This window comes from Oxalobacter aliiformigenes (genome assembly GCF_027116575.1).
In the GTDB taxonomy this organism is placed as follows: Bacteria; Pseudomonadota; Gammaproteobacteria; order Burkholderiales; family Burkholderiaceae_D; genus Oxalobacter; species Oxalobacter aliiformigenes.
Window position 1 is genome coordinate 1,006,471 of record NZ_CP098252.1, and the last position, 21,037, is coordinate 1,027,507.

Below are 21,037 nucleotides of genomic sequence, written 5' to 3' on the forward strand. Positions count from 1 at the left end.
GATGAAAGAGGATATCACAAAGGAGCGGATGGCCGGTACCGTTTCCCGAGGGAGACGGTTTCAGAATGTGGCGCCGAATTCTGCCCAGATGATGTGACTGGTGAAATGGTTGCCGTATTCGCCGTTGTATCGGAGGGTGCCGGAGAGGTTGTTGCGGGTGATACGCACGCCAATGTCGGCGGTTCCGGTTGTCCTGTCCTCGTCGAGGTAACTGGTGTAGCGGTTTCCCATGAACGTGAATCCGGATTCAACGTGGCCATCGAGCAGGTTTTGCCGTACGCCGAGTGCGACTGTGGGGCGAATGACCGTGTCGCCCGATGGGTATTTCCCTCTCCAGCGCAGGTCGGCCGTGCCGTATACGGCGGAAAAGTCCCTTTTTTCGAAATGCAGGTTCATTTCCTGATTATGTTCCTGTTTCCAGTCGGCGTTCATGGCGGGATTGCGCATCCACAGCCAGGCCAGCCCGATTTCGGGCGAGAGGGTGTGTCGTGCCGTGACGGGAATATCCCATGAACTTTTCAGGCGGGTGAAAATACCGTATTCGGTCCGTTTGTCGGAAGCGGCATCGCCTTCCATGGAAAAGTCATAGTTGCTTCGGGCCACTGTGCCTGTGATCTGGCCGTGCAGTGCCCAGTAGGGCGTCAGGCTGTATTTCCCGTGCAGCCCGGCCTGCCAGGCATTGGTGTCGGATTTCAGGCCATGGCGGCTGGCGGCAAGATCGGTATGTTCGAGACCGGCATGCCAGCCCAGACGCAGATTGTCACCGATGGGCCGGGTGGCGCCGGCGATCAGGCCTTCACTGTCGCTTTTGCTGCGGGCGTTTCCGGTCACGCGGGAATGCTGGTAATACGGCTGGACGAAAAAAGACCAGTCCGGCGCGGCCACCAGTGTGTCGAAGGAATCTCCCAGTGTCCGTTCCAGCAGCCAGAGCCGGGCGGCCGTCCGGTGGACGCTGCCGTTGTTGGCGCCTTGTCCGTGATTGCCGTTCTCGTCCAGCGAGAGGGAAACCTGCTGGTTCAGGGCACCGTCGGCACTGCCGCCATACAGGTTTGCCCTGAGCATTGGCATGGCGCCGGCGATAGTGGAATCGGGTGTGTCGCTGCCGATGGAACCGGTCACGCTGCCGCCGGCATTGTCGATCATGTCCGCTACATCGTAGCGTTTGCCGAATTCGAAACCGCTGGCCGTATTGCCGGGCCGCAGGATCAGGCGCGTACCGGAAAAGGTCAGGGTGGAACCGGGCCCGACGGCGAAAGGCCGGCTGGCGGGATCGTTCCACTGCCCGGGGGAAAGTGCGAGTGACCATGTATCGACAAAGACATGTCCGGTTACCGAACCGTCACTGTTGCCGACCATCAGTTCATGGCTGCCGGGGCCGGTGACGGTGATCCGGCCGGTATTGGAAACGGTTACGTTTCCGCCTGTGATGAAGATACCGTGAGCTTCTTTCCCGGATGTAGTGATGCTCCCGGCATTGGAAACCGTGCTGCCGTCGCCGCTGATGGATATGCCTTCGCCGTATTGGCCAGTTGTGGTGATCTGCCCCCGGTTAAGGATATGGATGTTCTCGCCGGACAGGGCGATCCCGATAGCATTTTCGCCGCCGGTTTGGAGGGTATGGGTATTGGTGATCGAAATGTCGTCGCCGAAGCCGTAAATGGCATGGCTGCCTGACTGGGTGGTAATGATCGATCCCGAGTTGTCGAGGGATGCGCCGGATTCCAGCAGAACACCGGTACCATCGGTACCGGTCACCCTGATGTTGCCGGTCTGGATAACTGAGACATGGTTACCTGCCTCGATGGCATTGCTGCCATAGCCGGTGACGATGATGTCGCCGTTGTTGGCAAGTACCGAATGGTTGCCGAATGCGGCGATCCCCTTGCTGCCGTAACCGCTGACGGTGATGGCGCCGTTGTTTATGACCGTCGAGTCATCTCCGCTGGCGACGATACCTCCATTGTCGTGTCCGTCCATCAGGATGATGCCGGACGCGCTGTTGACGAGCGCGATCCCCTTGCCTTCGGCGGCCATGCCGACATCGGAAGCCGTCGCGCCGTGAATGGTACCGTTATTGGTCAGCGTGACGGATTCGGCGACGTCGCCCGTATCCTTGGCGAACAACCCGACACCGTAACGGCCGTTCAGATTGATGGTGCCGTTGTTGGTGATGTTGCCGGTATTTCCGGTAAGAGCCATGCCGTGTCCGTCGGACTGGCTGACGTTGATGATACCGGTGGCCTGGTTGGTCAGGGTGGCACCGTCGCCGGCAATCATGCCGTAGGCGTTGCCGCCCAGAACGGTGACGGTTCCCGCGTTTTCGAGTCGGGAATGCGCTCCCGCTTCCATGCCGCTGCCGTAGGCCCGGATGGTTCCGTTGTTTAACAGGTCGAGATTGTCGGAACCGTCGCCGAACGTGATGTTCATATCGCCGTTGTTGACGGTTTGCACGGAGAAGGAGATACCCGGGACAGCAGCCAGCAGGATGGCGGCGAAAACGGCGGACAACCTTGTCCGGACGAACGGGCGGAGAAATGACGGGCCGAACAAAGGGGAACCGTTGCGGGAAAAGACGGGAGAGAATTGTTTTTCGGGACGGGACATCGTTTTACCAAAGCAGAAGAGTTGAAGGGCCAGCCAGTCCGGTCGTGATATCTGTTCTGTCCGGGATACGGTTGAAAAAAGCCGGATGAGAACGGACATCCGGCCGGAATTGCTAATGGTAGAAATCAGAGTGCACTGTCCGGAAAACTATTTCATTTTCTTTAACAGGTTTTTTGCCTGAACATTGCCGCCTTTGGCGGCCTGGGCCAGGTATTGTTTCGCCATCATGGAATTCTGTTCGACACCGATTTCATAGTAATACATGCGTCCGAGATAATTCGCCGCGACGGCGTCACCTTTTTGGGCGGCGCGTTCGAACCAGTTCCGTGCCGTATCGTAATTCTGTTTGGTGCCGCCCAGACCGTAGTAATACATGACACCCGTTGCGGTCTCGGCTTGCGGGTCGCCTTTTTTGACGCCGGCTTCCAGTGCCTTGCGGTAATCGTCGTAGTTTTTGCCGGTGGCGAGTTTCGGATCGGCCATGGCCATCAGGTTGTCATAGGCCCAGCGGTCGCCCTGTTTCGCGGCCTTGTTGTACCACCGGGCGGCGGTTGCCAGATCGGGTTTGGTACCGAAACCGTGCTGGTACATGATGCCCAGATACGTTTCGGCCTGATCGTTGCCGGTTCTGGCGACATCGGTGAAACAGGGCAGCGCCTGTTCATACTGGCTCTGGTTGTAGTAGCCGATGCACTGGTTGAGTTTGGTATAGTGATCGGCGGGTTTTGCCGCCAGCGCATGGCCGGCGAACAGGGCGGACACGGCGGCGATGCCGCAGCCGAGAAGGGTTTTTGAAAGCAGTTTGTGTGACATGGTCGTATTCTCGTTGAAAGTGGATGGAAAGATGCCCTTGCCGGGCTGTTTTCAGGGAGAATAAGACAACAAAAAAGGGCGCGTTATGATAAATGTTGAGTCCTGTGCAGAAAACGGGAAGGAGGGTTGCATGCCGGGCGGTTTTGTGCCTCGTTCTGTTGCCGTGGCGGTATGGATACCGGCCGTTTGGACTTTCATACGGTTTTTTTCCGCGTCTTTTCGCCGGATTTCGGAAGATGACGGGTCATGCCGCAAAGACGGGACGCGGTACACCCGGACAGTATCGGCGGGGTGGCCCGTTCTGTGCCGTCATCCGGTAGTGTTTATGCAGTCAGCCTGCCTGCAACCCGTCCATGTCCGTTTCAGGATAGAGCAGGACGGATTCGGATGGCGGTCTGGCCGGGGTCTGGGCCGCTTTCCCGCGCCAGAAGGCCGCTTCTTCGGAGGAACAGGTCTCTGGAGAATGTGTTTCATGCATGGCGGCAAGCGCCAGCATGGCCTGCCGGCAACCCCTTTCGGCGCTTTGCCGGAAAAGTCTGTCGGCACGGGTGCCGTCGACCGGGGTGCCGAAGCCGTGCCGGCAGGAGACGGCCAGATTGTACAGGGCGGCCGGCTGGTCTTGTGCGGCGGCTTTTCGGGTCAGTCTGTACGCCGTGGCCTCATCCTTTTCGGTGCCGCGGCCGAGGTGATGCAGGACGGCGAGGGCGGCGGTGGCGGCGATATGGCCGTTTGCGGCCGCTTTTTGCAGCCATTCGAAGGCTTTTCCGTCGTGTCGGGCGGTACCCTGCCCCAGGGCATGCAACATGCCGAGCCGGGTCATGGCGTCGGTATTGTCCAGTCCGGCGGCCCGTTCGTACCAGTAAACGGCTTCCTTGGCATTTTGCGGGACACCGTCGCCGTTTTCGAAAAGCGTTCCGGTCAAAAAGGCGGCGCGGCCGTCTTTCGGGGAAGCGATGGTCAGATATGGCATGGCTTTGGCGACGTTTTTTTCCACGCCCAGACCCAGCGCCAGCATTTCACCGTAGGCAGCCGCTCCAGCGGTGAATGCCGGGACATATTTTTTGTCCAGAAAACGCGCAGCCATATCGTACTGACCGGATTTAAAAAGACGCACGCCGCTTTCGATCTGCCTTGCACGGTATCTGGCCCGCATTCTGAAAAGTCCGGCGATGATGAAGGGCAGTGTGAAGCAAAAGGGCCAGATACCATCCCGGACGGTTTCGATAGTATCGGCCAGCCGGCCCGGCGGTTCGGGAGCCGGGATACCCCTGATCTGGCCGATGCGGGCACGGAGCTGGCCGGACAGTGCCTTGTCCACCGGCTGGTCCATCAGGCCGTTTTCGTAGATATCGGCCAGTTCGGTCAGGGCCGGGACATATTGCCGTGCGGCGCTCATGTGGTACCACATGAGCGCTTTTTCCGCGTCGGGATCGGTCAGCGTCCCGTAGCGGTAATGTTCCGCCAGCGCGAACTGGGCGGGCGGATAGCCGCTGCCGGCGGAAGCCATGGTCAACTCCAGCGCCCTTTTCGCCGTTTCCGGCGGGATTTTTTCCCGGGAGAGCAGGATGCCGGCGAGCCGGTACTGACTTTCGGGGTCGTGTTTCGCCGCGCTTTTTTCCAGCCGGCGCAAGGCGTCTTCCGGCCGGTTTGCGGTTTCGTCGTGGCTGGCCGGTACATTCATTGCCGGAGCATAACCGGCCCGGCGGACCGTCGCATGATCTCCCCGGTCGCAGACGGCTAGCCCTTCCGCCTGCGACCGGGCCTGTACGGTACCGGATGCCAGACACGAAAGGACGGACAGGACAGCGGGGAGGCAGCGGAAGGAAAACGGCATGGCGCAAAACGGGCAAGCGGGACGGACAGAATATCGACATGATACGTCACGGCGGGTTCCGGATAAAGGAGAAGGAACAAATATGGGGATGAAAAGGGAAAAAGGGGATACGGGCGATATCCGGTACATGCCGTTTCCCGTCCGGCTGTTCGCCCCGTCTCCGGGGAACGGAACAGGGGATGGAAATGGCGCACTTTCCGGGAAACATCGCGATGGAAAGCGGGGCGGGCTTGTCCGGTTCATTGCCGGAAATCCTCCTGCCGGAGGGAGTCCGGCTGGTGAAGACTGTCGTGTTGGGGGTACCGGAGACGGGTATCCTGTTTTTTGCGGGGCAGTGGCGGGGTGTGGGCGGAAAGGGGAGTATCCGCCACGGCGGAACGGGTGACAGGATTCGTTTTGCCGGCTTCCGCTTGAAACCGGTGGATGTGGCCTGCATATAATATCATTTCCGTTTTTTGCCGGTTCCGTCCGGCAGGCCGGCCCATTCGATCGCACAGGAGGACACTCATGGAAAGCGGCAGAACGACCATCCGTCTGGTTTATCCGCAATGGCAGGGGGGAATCGTCTCGCACTGGATGCCCGAGCTTGCCCCGGACGACGCCTCGCGGGGGTACTGGCTCGGCGCGCAGCTTCTGAACATGCTGGCACCGGCAGGGTCGGCGAAGACGGTTCAGGTTCCCGTATCGCTGGACATTTCAGAACGGAAGATCGAAAACGGCATCATGGATTACGCGATAATCGTCGCGCAGACGAAAGCGGCTCTGGCGACGCTGGAGGTCGAAAATCCGGATGCGGTGGTGACGCTGGGGGGCGAGTGTTCCGTCAGTGTTCCCCCGTTCGCGTATCTGGCGGCGAAATATCCGGACGATGTGGCGCTCGTCTGGCTGGACGCCCATCCGGACATCTGTCTGCCGTATGACGAATACACGGGGTATCACGCGATGGCGGTCACGGCCCTGATGGGGATGGGCGATGAAAAGCTGGCGCAAATGCTTCCCGGCCGGATCGCCCCTTCCCGGATACTGATCGCCGGATTGCGTTCCTGGGACAAGGGCATGCAGGAAAGGCAGAGGGAACTGGGCATCAGGGGGCTGTCGCCGCAGGAAGTGGCCCGTGACAGTTCCGCGATTCTGGACTGGCTGAAGGAGACGGGAGCGTCGAAAACGCTCATCCATTTCGATCTGGATGTGCTGGATCCGGCGGAAATCATCGCGGGAGTGGGAGTCGAGCCCGGCGGGATGAAAATGGATGAAGCCGTCCGGGTGATCAACGACATTGCCGCCGCGACCGATCTGGTCGGGCTGACCATCGCCGAACCGATGCCGCGTCTGGCGATCAGGCTGAAAAACATGCTGTCGAAGATGCCGCTGCTGGGCTAGCGGACGAAAACGCAAGACAGGATGTCCGGCCGGTGGCGGGCATCCGGTTTTCCTGCATATTTCCGGAAAGTCCCGCAGGAAACTCCCTGCCGGGCTTTGTGCGGTGCCGGTACAGCCGGATCAGGAAGGGATGACGTAATGGCGGCGTCGGTGACGGTTTTCGCCGGAAAGGGAAAAACGGGCACGCATTCCCGTCTGGCGGCGGACGGTACCGACCGGAATGGATACACCGGCGGCAGCGGGCCACCGGCTTGCATCCTGCCTTGCAGAAGGACGGGCAGGCCGTTTTTTGCTGATACGGTATGACTGGCCGGGGGGATTTTTTCCCGTGCGCATGTATCGGGGTAACCGGCCGTGACTCTAAAGAGAACGGATGGAACCCTCCGGCCCTGTCCTGACGAAACGACGAAGAGGCAGCCGGAATGATCGATCGCTGTCCCACGATTCCGAAAGGCGGGAACGGTCAGCCACCGGATCGCGGGGTTGTCCTGTTTTGCCGGTCCGGGATGCCGGAAATTTCAAAAAAATAAACCCGAACCGAGCCGGTCAGTTGTTTGTGGGATCCATCATATTCGTCAATCCGTACGGACTGTTCATCAACCGGTATGGACGAATCTCACCGAAAGAGGAAAGCGCGATATCCGGTCAGAAAAAACAGCGCTTTTTCATCTGTTTTGCTGCCTGACTGTCATGAACCCGGAAGGGATATCCGGGCCGGACAACCATTATTCATGGCGCTTTTGTGATTTTCTTTTTTCTCCGGAAAGCATCCCGTTTGGAAAGCACAACGAATCGCATTCCCCTTTTTCACGTTTCCGGAATACGCATGACGGAGAAAAACCGTATGGATATCGGGAATGACGGCGGCAGGGCGGCATGTTTACCGGCATCCATCATGGTTGCCGGTCAGGTGAACGGCAAGATCATGGTGGCCGTGACGAAATAACGACAGGCGCCGATAGAGTCACGCCGGTATGACAGGGATGGGAAAACGGCCGGAGACGGACAAACACTCTGTTCAATGTAACGGCAAATAGCGGTTTTGTGGGCGGTGGACAGATGAACAACCGTTCGGGAAATGCCGTTTCCCATGCCATCGTAACTCGTAAGCGTGATCTGAGGAATGATATGTCAGGACGTTTTTTCCGTGAAAGGAACGGTCGCCGGCAACAGGGTTTCCGGAGTCTGCGTTAAGGCAAATATGGCACCTGCTGCCGGTAACGTATACGGGAGATGCCGCTATTGCGTCATGGACGACACGACCGTTATCCATTGGACCTGTACCGGCAAGGGGTATAGGTGGGGGTGTGGTCTGTATGGCTCTGGCAGGATATGAAACCGGAAAACAGGATGTGGCCGGGGCCGGGCAGCCTTTCCCGGCGGTAAGCGGAAAAATTCCCGGCCGGACGGTCCGCCGGTTGCCGGCGGTCCCGTGTCGGGATGGCGATATCCGGTTACTGGAGAGGACCGTTTTCGCCGGGGTCCAGCGGTACCTGCCGGAAATGGCCGGTTTCGTCACGCAACCATGCCGTACCGTAGGGGGAGTCGAGCAGGGGAATGATGTCGGGATCGATGTTGCAGACGGTATTGATGGAATAGATGCCGGCCCTGTCGGGATCGGTCATGTATTCGGCGGATTCGTCGCCGGCAGTGAAGCGCCAGCCTGAATCGGGCATGCCCTCGTCCGGTTTTTCGCGGTACATGTAGCCGACCTTGCAGCCGTCCACCATGATCCGGTCGGTCGCCAGACATCCCTCGGGTCCTTTCCAGTTTACCAGCAGGTTTTTCGGGTTGTCAGGCACGATGGTCCGGGTTTTGCGTTCGGTGGACGGGCAGACGGAGAGCCGGTGGGGATCGACGATGATGGCGTCTTCGTCCAGAAGCGCGATCAGCTTGTTGGCGTCGTGCGATTGCTTGTATTCCAGTTCGTCTGAGAGGATCGGCACCATCTGGTAGAAATGGACGATATCCCCTCCGGGCAGGATGCAGTCGGACGGTTCGCGGTCCATGAAGAACAGGCCCGGATTGATCAGCATCATGGCGGATAGCTTCGTGTTTTCGGCGAACGGTTTTTCATGCGGGACGGTGTGTCCCCAGCCGAGCCAGGTATGGTTGGTCATCGGCAGGCGCGCCATGATTTTCAGCCAGCGCAATGGCCAGTACCATTTTTCCTCATTGCTGTTGACGTCCCACGTGGACGGCAGGCAGATAAGCATTTCGGCCCGGTCCAGTTTCCGGTTTCTGAGGTTGGCCGGCACGTTCATTTTGTAGGCGCCCATGCCGATGGTCACCAGCGTGTGGAAGGGCCGGCGGGGTGTCGGGTTGATGATGGCGATATCGACATGGATGTCCGGCGAGAACAGTTCGTGAAACACGAAGTCGTAATCGCCGAAATTGTCCGTGATGTAGTTTTCGATGATTGCCAGTTCCGGTTCGGTGTACAGTACGGGACGTTCCGGATTTCCGGACGTCTCCGGGGGGCGGGGCACTTTCGCTTCACTGCCCAGAAGCGGAGAGGTATCGCCGGTGGCGTCGCAGCACCAGGCCAGATACTGCCAGGCATCCCCGTCTTCCGGATCGAGTTCGAGGACACGTTCGAATTCGGCTTTCGCCGGTGGCATCCGGCCGAGATAATACAGGGCGGCACCCATGTGGAAATGCCAGCCGGCGTCGTTTTTGCTCTGGGCCCTGACCGATTCCAGCGATTCGATAGCGCGGGTGTATTCACCCAGATTATTGTAGGCCCGTGCAAGCCGTACAGTCAGTTCATAGCCCCGTTCGGCGGAAGGTACCGCGGAAATGTCGTTGACGATCCGGGTGAAATCCTTGTCGATATGGTACTGGTTCAGCCGGCCGATCAGCGACTGGCGGGCCTGTTTCGTTTCGTACTGGCGTTTTTCCCGGTTCAGGCGAGCGATGCGGCGCGAAGAGGCGGAACCGGTATTATCGGCGGCCGTGATGTAATGGCCGAGCACGCTTTCGCTGTCGGTGCCGTTTTCGATGGCGGCTTTCAGCGTGAGGAATTCACAGTCGCCGGGTACGAGTTTCAGTCCGACGGAAACGGAACGGCTGGCGTCGTCTTTCCGGCCGGCGTGGTATTGCATGCGGGCGAGCTGGAGCCAGCCCCAGGGCCAGGAAGGTTCGACCTGCGTGCCGCGTTCGATGGCGGATAACGCCTCGTCGAATTTACCCTGCCAGGCGAGCGCCACCGAGTACCGGTAATGCCAGATACCGCTTTGCATGCCTTCCTTTTCGACACCCTTGAGCCATTTCTCGGCCTGAAGATACGATTCGTAGGTGTCCAGATTGTTGAGCGCATACGCCGCCCAGAGCGCCGATTCGAAATCCTCGCGTGCCCCGTCGAGCGAGTTGATCAGGTCGATGATTCCGTTCATCCGGTTTTCTTCGTCCAGCTTCTCAAGGGTGGCGCGCAGGCTTTCGTTTAATACCGCTTTTTTGTCCGACCGGAAATGCTGCGGGCTAAAATCGTCCATTTCTGTCCTCCCGGATGGGTTGAAACAAGACCGATTATAGGAAGCGAAAAATCGGTCTTGTTGCGATTTTTCGGGTTTTGCCCCTTTTCTGTTCCAGCGCAAGATAATTGGAAAGGCAAGGGAATCAGGCGGATCACCAGCGGACTGGCATGAGTGCCCTGAAAATGGGCAGGATGAGCAAATGCCGGAAAGACAAGGGATTTTTTTCCTTGTTCACGAACTTGTCCACAAAAAACGGGGATAAATCCGACGTCCAGGGAAAAAGGGACGGAATATCAGGGTATCCGGTGAAAATGTATCCGTTTCCGGTTTGCCGGCAAGCGACTTGCGAGGGATTCCCGTGGAGGATGACGGTTTGCCCGTAAAACAGGCAATGGTGGCAAAAGGCTGAAAACAAACGGAAAATTTTTCCTGTTCACGGGTTTATCCACAGAAAACGGGGATAAGCGTACCGGGCGGAAGAAATGCCGGAAAGCGGGGGCAGAGTCTGTCGTGTTTTTGTCGCGGCCTGCCTGTTTCCTGCCGGAGAAAACGGGGGTTTTCGAACCGGATAGCCGTTTTGGCCGGGAAATCGGCAAAATGGTCCATTTTCCGGTACGGGGTGGGGACAAAGGAGCGTTCTGTCTGCGGTTTTGCGTCGGGTGGCGCTGGCGGGGTGCGCCGGTATTTCGTGGCCGGTTCGTGACGGGGAGAGTTCCTGTGCCGGCAGGGAGAGAGCCGTCGAAAACCGGTGCGGAAAAGCCGGTGCCGGTTTGCCGGAGAAAAGGGCGTTCCGGTATTTTCGTGTATGGGGAGGATGGGGATTCCGTAAAAGAAAAAGCGTTCCGGCGGGGAACGCTTTTTTCAGGAAGGGAAATCGTCAGTTGTCGAATTCGCCCGGTTTGGCGTGATGGACGCGATACAGGAGTTCCTGGGCATCGACGTCGCCGCGGACGGCGGCTTTTTCAAGCCATTTGATCGCTTTGGCCTTGTCTTTTTTGACACCCTGTCCGCGATAGTACATGTTGCCGAGGAAAGTGGCGGCATCGACATTGCCCGCTTCGGCACCTTTGGTTAAAAGCGCTTCGGCTTTGGTGTAGTCCTGTTTGACGTATTTCCCCTGAATATACATGATACCCAAAATGGTCTGGGCCAGCGGTTCGTTCTGTTCAGCGGCGTGGCTCAACAGGTCGACGGCTGCCGCCGGGTTGTTTTCGTCGCCGCCTTCCAGATAAATCAGGCCAAGGAACGACTGGGCGTCCTTTTCACCGTTGGCGGACGCTTTTTCCAGCCATTTTTTGGCTTCCGGAAAACTTTGTTCGACACCCATGCCCTTGTAATACATGACACCGACGAGTGTCTGGGCCGGGCCGTGGTTCTGTTCTGCCGCCTTCAGGAACCATTGCGCCGCCTTTTCATAGTCGGGTTCGACACCGAGACCTTCACTGTAGGCGATGCCGAGATAGGTCTGGGCGCGGGCGTCACCGGCATTGGCGGCCTTTTCGAACCAGGGAATGGTTTTGGCGTAATCCTTTTTGACCCCGAGGCCTTCACGGTACATGTTGCCCACATAGAGCTGGGCTTTGGTGTCGCCCGCTTCGGCCGCTTTTTGCAGATAGGGCAGGGCGTCCCGGTAGTGCTTCGTTTCATAAAGCGCCATGCCTTTGGCGGCATCTTCCGCCGGTCCTGCGAAAACCAGCCCGGCCGGTGCGATGAGCAGGACGAAAGCCAGCAGGGTGGCATAGTGTTTCCATCCGCTTTTTGTCTGTTTGGTAACTTGCATGAATTGCCTCGTGAGAAAGTCGAAGAAAAGGTCTGCATCTTTGATCGCCAATAATAGCAGGATGGACGGTTGCGGGAAAGAAGAAGTAAGAAGTATCCGTCCGGCGGGACGGTTTTTCGCGGCCGTAACGGATTTCGTCGGGCATGGATGGGCGAAAACGCGGAAAAAAGGATCGCCGCGTTTTTTGCATGTGCCGTTTTCGGACGGCAACGCGTGCGGCAGATAGCTGTGGTGTTTTTCCGCCCCGGCATGGTTTCGCATGGCACGTGGCCGCTGCCGGATGGTCGGGCCATATTCGTGCGTCAGGTTTTTTTCTGTCCGGCTTTGCCCGGCAGGGTGTCGATGAAAGCGGTCACGATGGCTATGGAAAGCGTCATGCAGATGTACAGGCAAAGTGTTTTTGCCGCCGTGGCGATACCCGGTATGTCACGCGGTCTGCCGGAATCTTTCGGGCCCGATCCGTCGCGTGCGCGTGTGCGTTGCATGAAGCCGTTGCCGGCAACGGCGGCTGTCCGGGAAAGCTGGGGTGTCTGGGCCGTATCCGTTGCCGCCGGCGGCGCAAGGGAAGAGGACGGAACGGATAAGGTTTTGGCCACGGGTGCAGGGGAAGGAAATGTCGCTCCGGAAGGGGAGTAAGGGACAGTGCGCCGGGGGGTGAACGGCAGGGAAAGCCATTTGAAAAACGGAGTTGTGGCGAAACCGGCGGTACCGATGGCGAGAACGGCGACGATGAAAGTTTTCAGCAAGGCGCGCCGGAGGCGGGCCGGAATGGCGACGAGCGGACGGACCAGTCCCAGTACATGCAGGATGGAAGGCCCGTTTTCCGGTACGGCGAACCATTGCCGGAGCATGCCAAGGATGAAGGCATGGTGCAGGCCGACATGAATGCCGATCAGGATCAGGGCGACGGCCGCGCCGGTCTTGTGCATGATTTTCCAGACGGGCCATGTGCTGTTGATGTCGAAAACGACGCGGGAGATGGCGATGCCGCTGATGCCAACGAGCACGAAGGCGATCAGGGCGCCGAGCGAAACGGCATAGCTGAAAGCAGTTCTGGCGGTGACGGTGCCGCCGGCGAGCCGGGCCGTGATGGCGCTGATCCACCGGCGGTTGATGAGCAGATGGACAGTGAACAGCGCGAAAAGCGCCAGTCCGGTGATTTCATGGTATGCGATGCCGAAGGCGCGCTTGTTGTACAGGAGAACCATCGCGACCAGAAGAAACAGGTCGAAGGCCAGCCGGATAGCGGTTTTGACGTTCATGGCGATACCTCGGGGAATGGGCAGGGCGGATGCCGGCAAGGGCACGGGGGGTGCCGTTTTTCCTTTTCCGCCGGTTTTTCTATTTTATCGCTGTGGGCACCCGGCAGGAAAGGGGGGCAGTATGGCAAAAGATGCGGTTTGCCGGACAAGGGAAAGTGATCGCCGGCTGAAACGGGGGATGTGTGCGGAAAACTCCGTCCGATCCTTCAGGAACCCTCCTTTTTCCGGTGTGCAGGAAAGCGGGGCTGTTCTCGCGAGTCCTGTCGGTTTTGCGTCAGCCAGACCGGCATTTGCCTGTGGAAGTCCGGATGGGGTTCGGGGAACGGAACCGGTATGGATTACCTGATTTGTGCCGGGAGTGTCCGAAGCCTTGCAGCAGAATCGACGGTTTCCCGCATTGACAACGGCACCGGTACGGCAGACAGGGCGAGCGTCCGGACAATCAGTCCGGGACGGTCGGGCGGAAACGGAAAGGCAGAAAAGGAAAATCCTTCCGGCGGTTTTCACCGGCCATTTCGCCCGTGGAGGTGGCGGACGTGCCGTCTTTCGGATTTCGGTTGACGGAAACGGCCCGGAAGAAATCCGGACATGGACAGATGCCGGAGACCGGCCGGGGATTCGGGAATGCCATGCGGGCCGGTTTCGCTTCCGGTGTGGCCTGTTGCAAAAATCAGACGTTCGCCAAGGAACATTAACGGACGATCTGATCTGCATTTCAGAGCGGGTCAATGTCATATCCTGATTCGCTAAGTTTATCATTTCCCGGGAAAATTCCGGCCAGGAAAAAGCGGGGAAATATCGCCCGTCTGTCGTGCAAATTTCCGGAAACGGGAATACCTTCCGGATGCTTCCTTGAAAAGTATATAAAAATCAATGAATTATGCGGTTTTCAACGTCCGTTAATGTTCCATAAAGCACATTGATTGACCCGATTTTCCGCATCATGAAGAAAAACAGTTCTCACAAGCGGGTGCATGCCCGACGTCTTTTCGTTCCTACCCTGTTGTGCCTGTCCCTGTTTCCGGCTTCTTTCGCGCTGGCAGAGGACTATAACGGTTCCGGTCTGGCCGTTAGCGGTACAAGCTCGTACGACAATGTTTCCGTGTCCGACACGATTCATGGCAACTGGATGGTGGATATTACCGGTTCAGGGAATCTGACGGTCGGAAACGGACTGGACATTTCCGCCACCGACTCGGGTTCGACAGGATTTGTCGTCGGGCTGGGGGTATCGGGAAACGGGCAAGTCAACGTTACCGATGGCACGACAATCACGATAGACAGTACATCAACCAGCGGATCCGGTACGGTTTCCCGTGTCGGGATCAATCTTGATGGCAACACCCGGGTGCAACTGGGCAAGGACAGTCTGGTTTCGATCGATACGGTTGTCGAAAACGGAACGATCAACGGAGCCTACCTGAACGGCGGCAGCACGATGACGGGTGAAAACCTCGAGATGAGGCTGAACAACGCATCCGGAGAAACTGTCGGTATCTTTGTCGATACCGGAGACAACAGCATGACGTTCGATCGCCTCGATATTTCCGCTACAGGACTGAAAAAGGCCGGAGACGAAGATACGTGGGCGCAGGCGAGCGGCATTTACAGTGACCAGTATGACGGTGACAGGACAACTCTTGTGGTACGTGATCTGGAAATCGACGCCGGCGGAACTGACTTTGCATCGGCGATCACGGCGTATGGCGCCATGACACTGGATAACAGCGGCAAGACTGTCTTAAGGGCGACGGCATCCGGTACCGATGGCAGCAACGCCTACGGTATTGAAGCCGAAGGGTATCAGGATGGCGATATCGCCATGCATTTCGGAACGCTTGCCATCACCGCGGAAAGCGGGACGAATTCAACCGGCATTTCCCTGTCTTCGGATGAAGGAAACAATACGATTGCCGCCAAATCCCTGGCGATAACGGCCACGGGGGCGGGCAACGCGGACGGCATCATCATGAATGGCGGACAAATGACCGTGGAGGGGGCGATGCATATCGCATCGAAAGGGGGTGAACGCGCCAAGGGTATCTCCATGTTATATGGTGGCCAGCTGGATGTCGGCAAGAGCGATCCGGCAAGCACGACCCTGATCGAAACGCGCGGCGATTTTTCCTACGGCATCGATATCGGACGGGGCGATTCCGGCGCGACGTTCCATAACAAAACGGTCATTACCGCCGAATCGACGAAAGAGCAGGCGTTCGGCGTGTATGTCCGCCATGACACGGCATCCGACCCGATGACCGGTACCGTCGCTTTCAACAACGGTCTGAGCGTCACGACGATCGGCGGAACCGATGAAAATACGGCCATTTACGCCCATGGGCCGGGAGCCCGTGTCATTGTCGAAAACGGTCTTGAAGCGAAGGCGGAAAAAACGGCTGTTTTCGCGCATGGTTCGGATGATGCGAATACGACGTCGGTGACGATCAACGAAAACGGCGGAACAACCCGGATCGACAGCGACAGAAGGGCGCTGTGGGCATACGGCAATGCTTCCATCGATGTCGGCGGCGATCGGGTACAGATCAATGGCGACATTCTGTCTGTCGGAACGGAGAATGGCCGGGGCGTGATCAATGCCGCCTTCCGTTCCGGAGATTCCTGGCTGACCGGTACGGTATCCAACAAACGTTACGCCGCGATCACTACTGACGGGACAGTCAATCTGGATTTCTCATCCGGCGCCAGGTGGAACGTCACCGGAAGCTCGTCACTGGATACCCTGTCGCTGGATAATGCGGCGATCGACATGACCAGAGACGGCAACGGATTCAGCCATCTGGAAATCGCTGACCTGAAAGGGACGGGAACATTTCGGATGGATGTCGATGTGGACGGCCAGCGGAACGATACGATCAGTGTGTCGAAAACGAGCGGAGGACCGACGTCCCACGTTATCGATATCGCCTCGTCAGGCAAGGCAAGCGTGGACAGCAGCGCGGTCATGATCCGTTCGGCTGCCGGAACGCAGGCCGGTTTCGAGCTCAGAAATACGGCGGCGGGCAATAAAATCGATCTCGGCAATTATCTGTACGAACTGGTTTACAGCGATGACAGTGCAGGCAACCGGGAATGGCGGCTTGGAAAGGCGGGCTTCTCCCCCAGTGCGGAAGCGGTCGCGGCACTGGCCGGAAGCGGCGCCCAGACGGCACAGTATCTGAACCGGCTTTCCGATTTGTACAGGCGTCTGGGAGAAGTGCGGTATGGTGCACGCGATGGTCTCTGGGCGTCGGTACAGGGACGGAAAGACCGTATTTCCGGTTTTGCCGGTACCGGTTTCAAACAGTCCGTCTATGGCGTCAGCGTCGGTTATGACCGTACCGTCGGTTCCTGGGTACTGGGAGGCAGTTTCAATGCCATGCTGGCCGACCAGAAAACGCATGATACCCGGTTCTCGGCGACGGGCGATGCCGATTCGCAGGGATTCAATCTGTATGCGACCTATATGGGACAATCCGGCGGATATGCCGATATCGTGCTGACGGTGGACCGCTACGGTCAGGATATCGAGACACGCATGCTGGATGGCAAAAGGGTGAAAGGCAGCTATTCGAGCATGGGATATGGCGTTTCCGGCGAGATCGGAAAACGGTTCGGTCTCGGGGCGGACGGCAGCTTTTTTGTCGAGCCGCAGGCCCAGTTGTCCTGGTATCGGGTACAGGGAAAAAATTTCAGCCTGTCCAATGAAATGTCGGTGTCGCAGGATGACATGGACAGTCTCGACGGACGGCTCGGCTTTCTTTTCGGCCGGAAATTCAGGGCGAAAGACAATACCTGGGCACAGGTCTATTTCAAGGGCGGTGTCAATCATGAGTTTCTTGACAACCAGAAGATCCGTATCAATGACGTGAAATATTCGGATGATTTTATCGGTACCCGCGGTTATTACGGGTTCGGTCTGGATTGGCAGTTTTCACGAAATGCCCGTCTCTGGGCGCAACTCGAACGTGAGGAAGGCAACGGTTATACCAAGGAAATCGAGGCGAGTATCGGGGTGAAATACCGGTTCTGATTCCGGTATGGCCGGGTTCCGCTTTTTTCAACGGATGGTGAGAGAAGCGGGACGGCATTCCGGCTACCCGGTACAGGAGTGTTTTTCCGGATGGATAAAAACGGCGGTGACGAAAGGAAGAACACCGTCCGAAACGAGGAAATACCGGATGCCGCGCAGCCGGCGGGAAATCTTGCCGGTTGTACGAACCGGCAGGGGGATGTTGTCCAGAAGGAAGACCGTCGTCATGGCCTGTGCTTTGACGGTGAAACGGAAAAGAGACAGGCCGGTATCTCGCATGTGTCCCGTTGTCCTGTTCTTCACTCGGGTGGGTATGACGTTTTCCCGGATATTTGTCGGCGTTGTGACCGGTGGCATCCGTTTCGGACAGGAGCAATGATGGCCGTGGCCTTTCCATGAACGAGCGAATCGGCCAACGACGCGGGAATCCAGAGGGCAAACGGAGAAACAGGCAATCCCTTTTTCAGGGGAATGGTTCCGTAACGGTATTTTTTGCCTGCATGCAAAGGTCCCTGTTCGGAAAGCGGAGCAACCCGGATGTGGGAAACGCCACTTGTTGCGTTTCCGGCATTTTTGCCGGTCATGATTTGGCGCGATTCGACAGTATCTCTACCGGGTCCCGTACGGGTGAGGGAAACCGAGGGCCGGGAAGTGGTTTTTCTGCTTTTCTGAAGCAGGTGTTCCGCCCGAAAATCTTTTTTGTGAAAAAGAAACATTTTTTAATGGATGTTAGCGGACATACACAAACAGACAGGCTAACAACTGCCATCCGGCATTTCTCCAAGCTTTATTGGGCACTGATAATACCCGAGTATTCCTGTTGCAAACAACTTCCGTTTATTGGTGTTTCTCGAACAGATATTTTATTTTTTATTAAAATCAATAAGTTAATTTGAAATTAAAGTCCGTTAACATCCAATTGCGGACATTAAGAAGCATAAAAGGAGGGAACAGAATCGCCATCCGTGAAGGAAAGAGGCGAAGATGAGAAGAAGAAAGAAAATCCCGGATTATACGAAAAAGGCATGGCCGATCGAAACAGGAAACACATGCGGGAGATTCCGCATGACTTTACTGGGAGCGGCGCTATGCCTGATTTTTCCGGTACTGGCAACAGGTACAGAATACACAGGCCAGATTACAGGAGACCAGACATTCAGCGACGGCGATACCGTACATGTCACAACCGGCCCGGCGATTCTGCATGACTGGTCAAAAAACAAGGTTCCATCGCAGACCATCAGCGGGACCGGCAAAATTGACGTGACCGCAGAGTCAGGAGGAGCCATCTCCAACAAATACACGAGCGGACACGATCCTTTTACCCAGACATTCGAAATCGATCTGGGGACAGTGACGGGTTCCTCGAACGTCATCTCCAATAGCGGCAACTATAACTACAATACATCCGATTCCGGTGTCCAGACATTCCAGAATATCGACAAGATCGTCGTGACAAGCAAAACCGGAGCCGGTATTGTCAATTCGAACGGAGGGCACCAGACAGTCAACGGGAAAATCGGTTCCATCGAAACATCCTACGACACCGGTGACAGTACGGCGAAAGGGATATCCAATACCGGGAACGGAAACATCAAACTGGACAACAGCAAGCAATACATCCATTCAGTCGGCAATATCGGTTCGGCCGAAGCCCGTTTCGGCGTCGGCATTCTTTCCCAGCAGGCAACCCATCAGGAGATTGGTTCCGTAGGCGACATCTATGCACGGACTTACGGTATCCAGAATACACTCGCCGATATCGGAGACCAGATCATCGGTTCAGTCGGAACGATCGACGTCGGCTATGCCAATGCCGGCAAAATAGTCGGCGCAGCCATTTACAGCCAGTCCAATACCGGAAACACAGTGGACAACGACAAAGGCGGAGTACCATTGGCCGGGAAACAAGTCATCGGAATGAAAGGCGATATCAAGACACTCAATGCCTATGGTATCCGCAATCTGGGAGGCGTACAGGAAATCACGGCGCTCAGACAAGGAGGAATTACCATCGATGCCCGGGGAGATGAGAGCCTCACCGACACGCCGGTATATGCCCTTGCCGTAAAATCGGCCTCATACAATTACATGACAGAAGCCCATGCCGATACAGCCCTGAAAGGTTCTTTCGATATCGCTCATGGAGATGTCCTGATAGCTCACGAAGTAAAAAATGGCGTGATCAACAGAGGAATCCTGAGACTGAAACAGGGAGATACAACCTACGAAAAAAGCGACGGGACAATAGGAGTGGACAACACCCTGACCCTGCATGACAGCACTTTCCAGGTAGACAAGGAATCCATACTGGAAATGGATGACAAAGGGTACAACATCATAACAGGGAAACAGAAAATAGACGTTCAGGGAACATACCGTGGCAACGGGACATTCATCTTCCGTTCAGACAATACAGTTCTTCCATCCGGCACACAGCAGTCGGAAGCGGCAACAATCGACGGCGGGCCCGTGCTGTTAAAAACAGTGACACGTTCTGACAGCGGTACGCAAAGTACCGTCAATATCCAGTATGGTGAAACCGGAAAATACACCAGTGACAACGTCCAGTCGAAAGAAGAAGCCTTCTCGCTGCTGAAAGGAGCGGCCAACAAAATCTACGTCAATGAAGGCATAGAAAACATAGGAGGAGGACAAAACGCCGCAGGAAAAGTCTATATGCGGGAAGGAAAAATCCATTCCTGGAGCGCCAACTACTATTTCGACAAGACCGGTGTCGTACAGGGCAAAGACGGCATATCGGAAAGCGATTATACCTGGGAAGGAACCATTGACCGTCTGGAAGACAAAGAAACCTCGACGATGACAGGAATAGACGCATCGGCGATGATCAACTACTTTGCGTGGAGACAGGAAACAGAAACCCTGACGCAGAGACTGGGAGACATCAGGAACTACCCGCGCCAGCAAGGAGGTTGGGCACGCGTCTATGCGGCGCGCAGCAAATACGACAAGGGCAACCACTACTTCAGAAACGACTACCGTGCCCTCCAGTTCGGCTATGACAGACCGGTCGGAAACAATGGCTGGATCATGGGAGGAGCCTTGAGCTACACCGATGGAGACAGCGACCTGAAAAACGGAGGAGACGCCGACAACTGGATGCTGACAGGAGCCGTATACGGGACCTGGCACAACGAAAAAGGGCATTACGTCGATCTGGTAGGAAAAGTGACCCGGATGCACAACAAATACAAAGTCATCAGCGACGAGCGGGAATTCGAGACCAAGGGAAGCAACAGCAACTGGGCCTACTCCATCAGTGCGGAATACGGCAGACGATTCCGGAACCGGGAAAACGGCTATTTTGCCGAACCGCAAATCCAGATGACCCTGGGAAGAATAGAAGGATCAGACTACAAGACAAACAACGGAATCCATATAGAACAGGACAGCATAAACAGCGCGATAGGAAGAATAGGCGTGGCATTCGGCCGGCAACTGGAAAAAGGAAGCTACTTCATCCGTCTGGATGGGCTGCATGAATTCGACGGAAAAATGGAATCCACCTTCCGTGAAGACAACGGAAGCCCGAACAGGAGCCACATTGACTTCAGCGATACCTGGGGAGAAGTGTCAGTGGGAGGGAACTGGCAGTTTGACAGGAAATCGTTTGGATATGCCCAAGTGAAAAGATCATTTGCGGCGGACATCGAAACCCAATACCGGGTGGATATCGGAATCCGGTATCTGCTGGATTGAGCCAGCCAGAAAAGCCCGGAAAAACCGGAAAACGGCTCCACCAGGGAGCCGTTTTTTCATTATGGAAACCGGTCTGACGGATCTTTACGGGCGGTCACCGGTTTTCGCCGGCCATTTCGTCCTTAGAGGCGGAGG

At 56.8% G+C, this 21,037-nt stretch carries 14 protein-coding genes; 5 read left to right on the forward strand and 9 right to left on the reverse strand.

All coding sequences use genetic code 11. The annotated features are described in order from the left end of the window. Nucleotides 1-60: 60 nt before the first annotated feature. The 3 genes from NB647_RS04685 to NB647_RS04695 form a co-directional block, all read right to left on the reverse strand. Complete coding sequence (locus tag NB647_RS04685; protein WP_269284471.1) at nt 61-2,604, reverse strand: autotransporter family protein; 2,544 nt, start codon at nt 2,602-2,604, stop codon at nt 61-63. 147 nt (nt 2,605-2,751) lie between these two features. Beyond that, complete coding sequence (locus tag NB647_RS04690) at nt 2,752-3,417, reverse strand: tetratricopeptide repeat protein (RefSeq protein ID WP_269265463.1); 666 nt, start codon at nt 3,415-3,417, stop codon at nt 2,752-2,754. A gap of 331 nt (nt 3,418-3,748) precedes the next feature. After that, nucleotides 3,749-5,251, reverse strand: a complete 1,503-nt coding sequence (locus NB647_RS04695; RefSeq protein WP_269284474.1) for an SEL1-like repeat protein — start codon at nt 5,249-5,251, stop codon at nt 3,749-3,751. Between the two features lie 179 nt (nt 5,252-5,430). On the opposite strand from NB647_RS04695, the gene NB647_RS04700 reads away from it, so the two are divergent. Both NB647_RS04700 and NB647_RS04705 read left to right on the forward strand, forming a co-directional pair. Beyond that, complete coding sequence (locus tag NB647_RS04700; RefSeq protein ID WP_269284476.1) at nt 5,431-5,691, forward strand: hypothetical protein; 261 nt, start codon at nt 5,431-5,433, stop codon at nt 5,689-5,691. A 67-nt stretch (nt 5,692-5,758) separates the two neighbouring features. Beyond that, nucleotides 5,759-6,631: an arginase family protein gene (locus tag NB647_RS04705; RefSeq protein WP_269284478.1), complete on the forward strand. Its 873-nt coding sequence runs from the start codon at nt 5,759-5,761 to the stop codon at nt 6,629-6,631. 120 nt (nt 6,632-6,751) lie between these two features. On the opposite strand, the gene NB647_RS04710 is transcribed toward NB647_RS04705, so the two are convergent. Beyond that, nucleotides 6,752-6,967: a hypothetical protein gene (locus NB647_RS04710; RefSeq protein WP_269284480.1), complete on the reverse strand. Its 216-nt coding sequence runs from the start codon at nt 6,965-6,967 to the stop codon at nt 6,752-6,754. Between the two features lie 220 nt (nt 6,968-7,187). Between NB647_RS04710 and NB647_RS04715 the strand changes: the two genes are divergently transcribed. Further along, nucleotides 7,188-7,316, forward strand: a complete 129-nt coding sequence (locus tag NB647_RS04715; RefSeq protein ID WP_269284483.1) for a hypothetical protein — start codon at nt 7,188-7,190, stop codon at nt 7,314-7,316. A 769-nt stretch (nt 7,317-8,085) separates the two neighbouring features. On the opposite strand, the gene NB647_RS04720 is transcribed toward NB647_RS04715, so the two are convergent. The 3 genes from NB647_RS04720 to NB647_RS04730 all read right to left on the reverse strand — a co-directional run bounded on the left by NB647_RS04720 (nt 8,086) and on the right by NB647_RS04730 (nt 13,149). Continuing rightward, on the reverse strand, nt 8,086-10,125 hold the full coding sequence (locus tag NB647_RS04720) for an immunity protein Imm33 domain-containing protein (RefSeq protein ID WP_269284485.1): 2,040 nt from the start codon (nt 10,123-10,125) through the stop codon (nt 8,086-8,088). An 859-nt stretch (nt 10,126-10,984) separates the two neighbouring features. Continuing rightward, a complete protein-coding gene (locus tag NB647_RS04725) occupies nt 10,985-11,887 on the reverse strand; it encodes a tetratricopeptide repeat protein (RefSeq protein WP_269284487.1) in 903 nt (300 codons plus the stop codon). A gap of 302 nt (nt 11,888-12,189) precedes the next feature. After that, entirely contained in the window at nt 12,190-13,149 is a 960-nt protein-coding gene (locus NB647_RS04730; protein ID WP_269284489.1) for a DUF4405 domain-containing protein, read from the reverse strand. A 943-nt stretch (nt 13,150-14,092) separates the two neighbouring features. Between NB647_RS04730 and NB647_RS04735 the strand changes: the two genes are divergently transcribed. Continuing rightward, on the forward strand, nt 14,093-17,179 hold the full coding sequence (locus NB647_RS04735; RefSeq protein ID WP_269284494.1) for an autotransporter outer membrane beta-barrel domain-containing protein: 3,087 nt from the start codon (nt 14,093-14,095) through the stop codon (nt 17,177-17,179). A 63-nt stretch (nt 17,180-17,242) separates the two neighbouring features. On the opposite strand, the gene NB647_RS04740 is transcribed toward NB647_RS04735, so the two are convergent. Together NB647_RS04740 and NB647_RS04745 are read right to left on the reverse strand one after the other, a co-directional pair. Next, entirely contained in the window at nt 17,243-17,458 is a 216-nt protein-coding gene (locus NB647_RS04740; protein WP_269284497.1) for a hypothetical protein, read from the reverse strand. 20 nt (nt 17,459-17,478) lie between these two features. Beyond that, nucleotides 17,479-17,763: a hypothetical protein gene (locus tag NB647_RS04745; RefSeq protein WP_269284499.1), complete on the reverse strand. Its 285-nt coding sequence runs from the start codon at nt 17,761-17,763 to the stop codon at nt 17,479-17,481. Nucleotides 17,764-18,244: 481 nt separating this feature from the next. Between NB647_RS04745 and NB647_RS04750 the strand changes: the two genes are divergently transcribed. Beyond that, on the forward strand, nt 18,245-20,902 hold the full coding sequence (locus NB647_RS04750; protein ID WP_269284281.1) for an autotransporter outer membrane beta-barrel domain-containing protein: 2,658 nt from the start codon (nt 18,245-18,247) through the stop codon (nt 20,900-20,902). Nucleotides 20,903-21,037: the final 135 nt, after the last annotated feature.

Bases quoted from the DNA above. Each gene is read 5' to 3' on its own strand.
- NB647_RS04705 (WP_269284478.1), top strand. From the start codon at position 5,759: ATGGAAAGCGGCAGAACGACCATCCGTCTGGTTTATCCGCAATGGCAG.
- NB647_RS04725 (WP_269284487.1), bottom strand. From the start codon at position 11,887: ATGCAAGTTACCAAACAGACAAAAAGCGGATGGAAACACTATGCCACC.
- NB647_RS04720 (WP_269284485.1), bottom strand. From the start codon at position 10,125: ATGGACGATTTTAGCCCGCAGCATTTCCGGTCGGACAAAAAAGCGGTA.
- NB647_RS04730 (WP_269284489.1), bottom strand. From the start codon at position 13,149: ATGAACGTCAAAACCGCTATCCGGCTGGCCTTCGACCTGTTTCTTCTG.
- NB647_RS04690 (WP_269265463.1), bottom strand. From the start codon at position 3,417: ATGTCACACAAACTGCTTTCAAAAACCCTTCTCGGCTGCGGCATCGCC.
- NB647_RS04740 (WP_269284497.1), bottom strand. From the start codon at position 17,458: ATGCGAGATACCGGCCTGTCTCTTTTCCGTTTCACCGTCAAAGCACAG.
- NB647_RS04750 (WP_269284281.1), top strand. From the start codon at position 18,245: ATGACTTTACTGGGAGCGGCGCTATGCCTGATTTTTCCGGTACTGGCA.
- NB647_RS04700 (WP_269284476.1), top strand. From the start codon at position 5,431: ATGGAAATGGCGCACTTTCCGGGAAACATCGCGATGGAAAGCGGGGCG.
- NB647_RS04745 (WP_269284499.1), bottom strand. From the start codon at position 17,763: ATGACCGGCAAAAATGCCGGAAACGCAACAAGTGGCGTTTCCCACATC.
- NB647_RS04685 (WP_269284471.1), bottom strand. From the start codon at position 2,604: ATGTCCCGTCCCGAAAAACAATTCTCTCCCGTCTTTTCCCGCAACGGT.
- NB647_RS04710 (WP_269284480.1), bottom strand. From the start codon at position 6,967: ATGCGCACGGGAAAAAATCCCCCCGGCCAGTCATACCGTATCAGCAAA.
- NB647_RS04695 (WP_269284474.1), bottom strand. From the start codon at position 5,251: ATGCCGTTTTCCTTCCGCTGCCTCCCCGCTGTCCTGTCCGTCCTTTCG.
- NB647_RS04735 (WP_269284494.1), top strand. From the start codon at position 14,093: ATGAAGAAAAACAGTTCTCACAAGCGGGTGCATGCCCGACGTCTTTTC.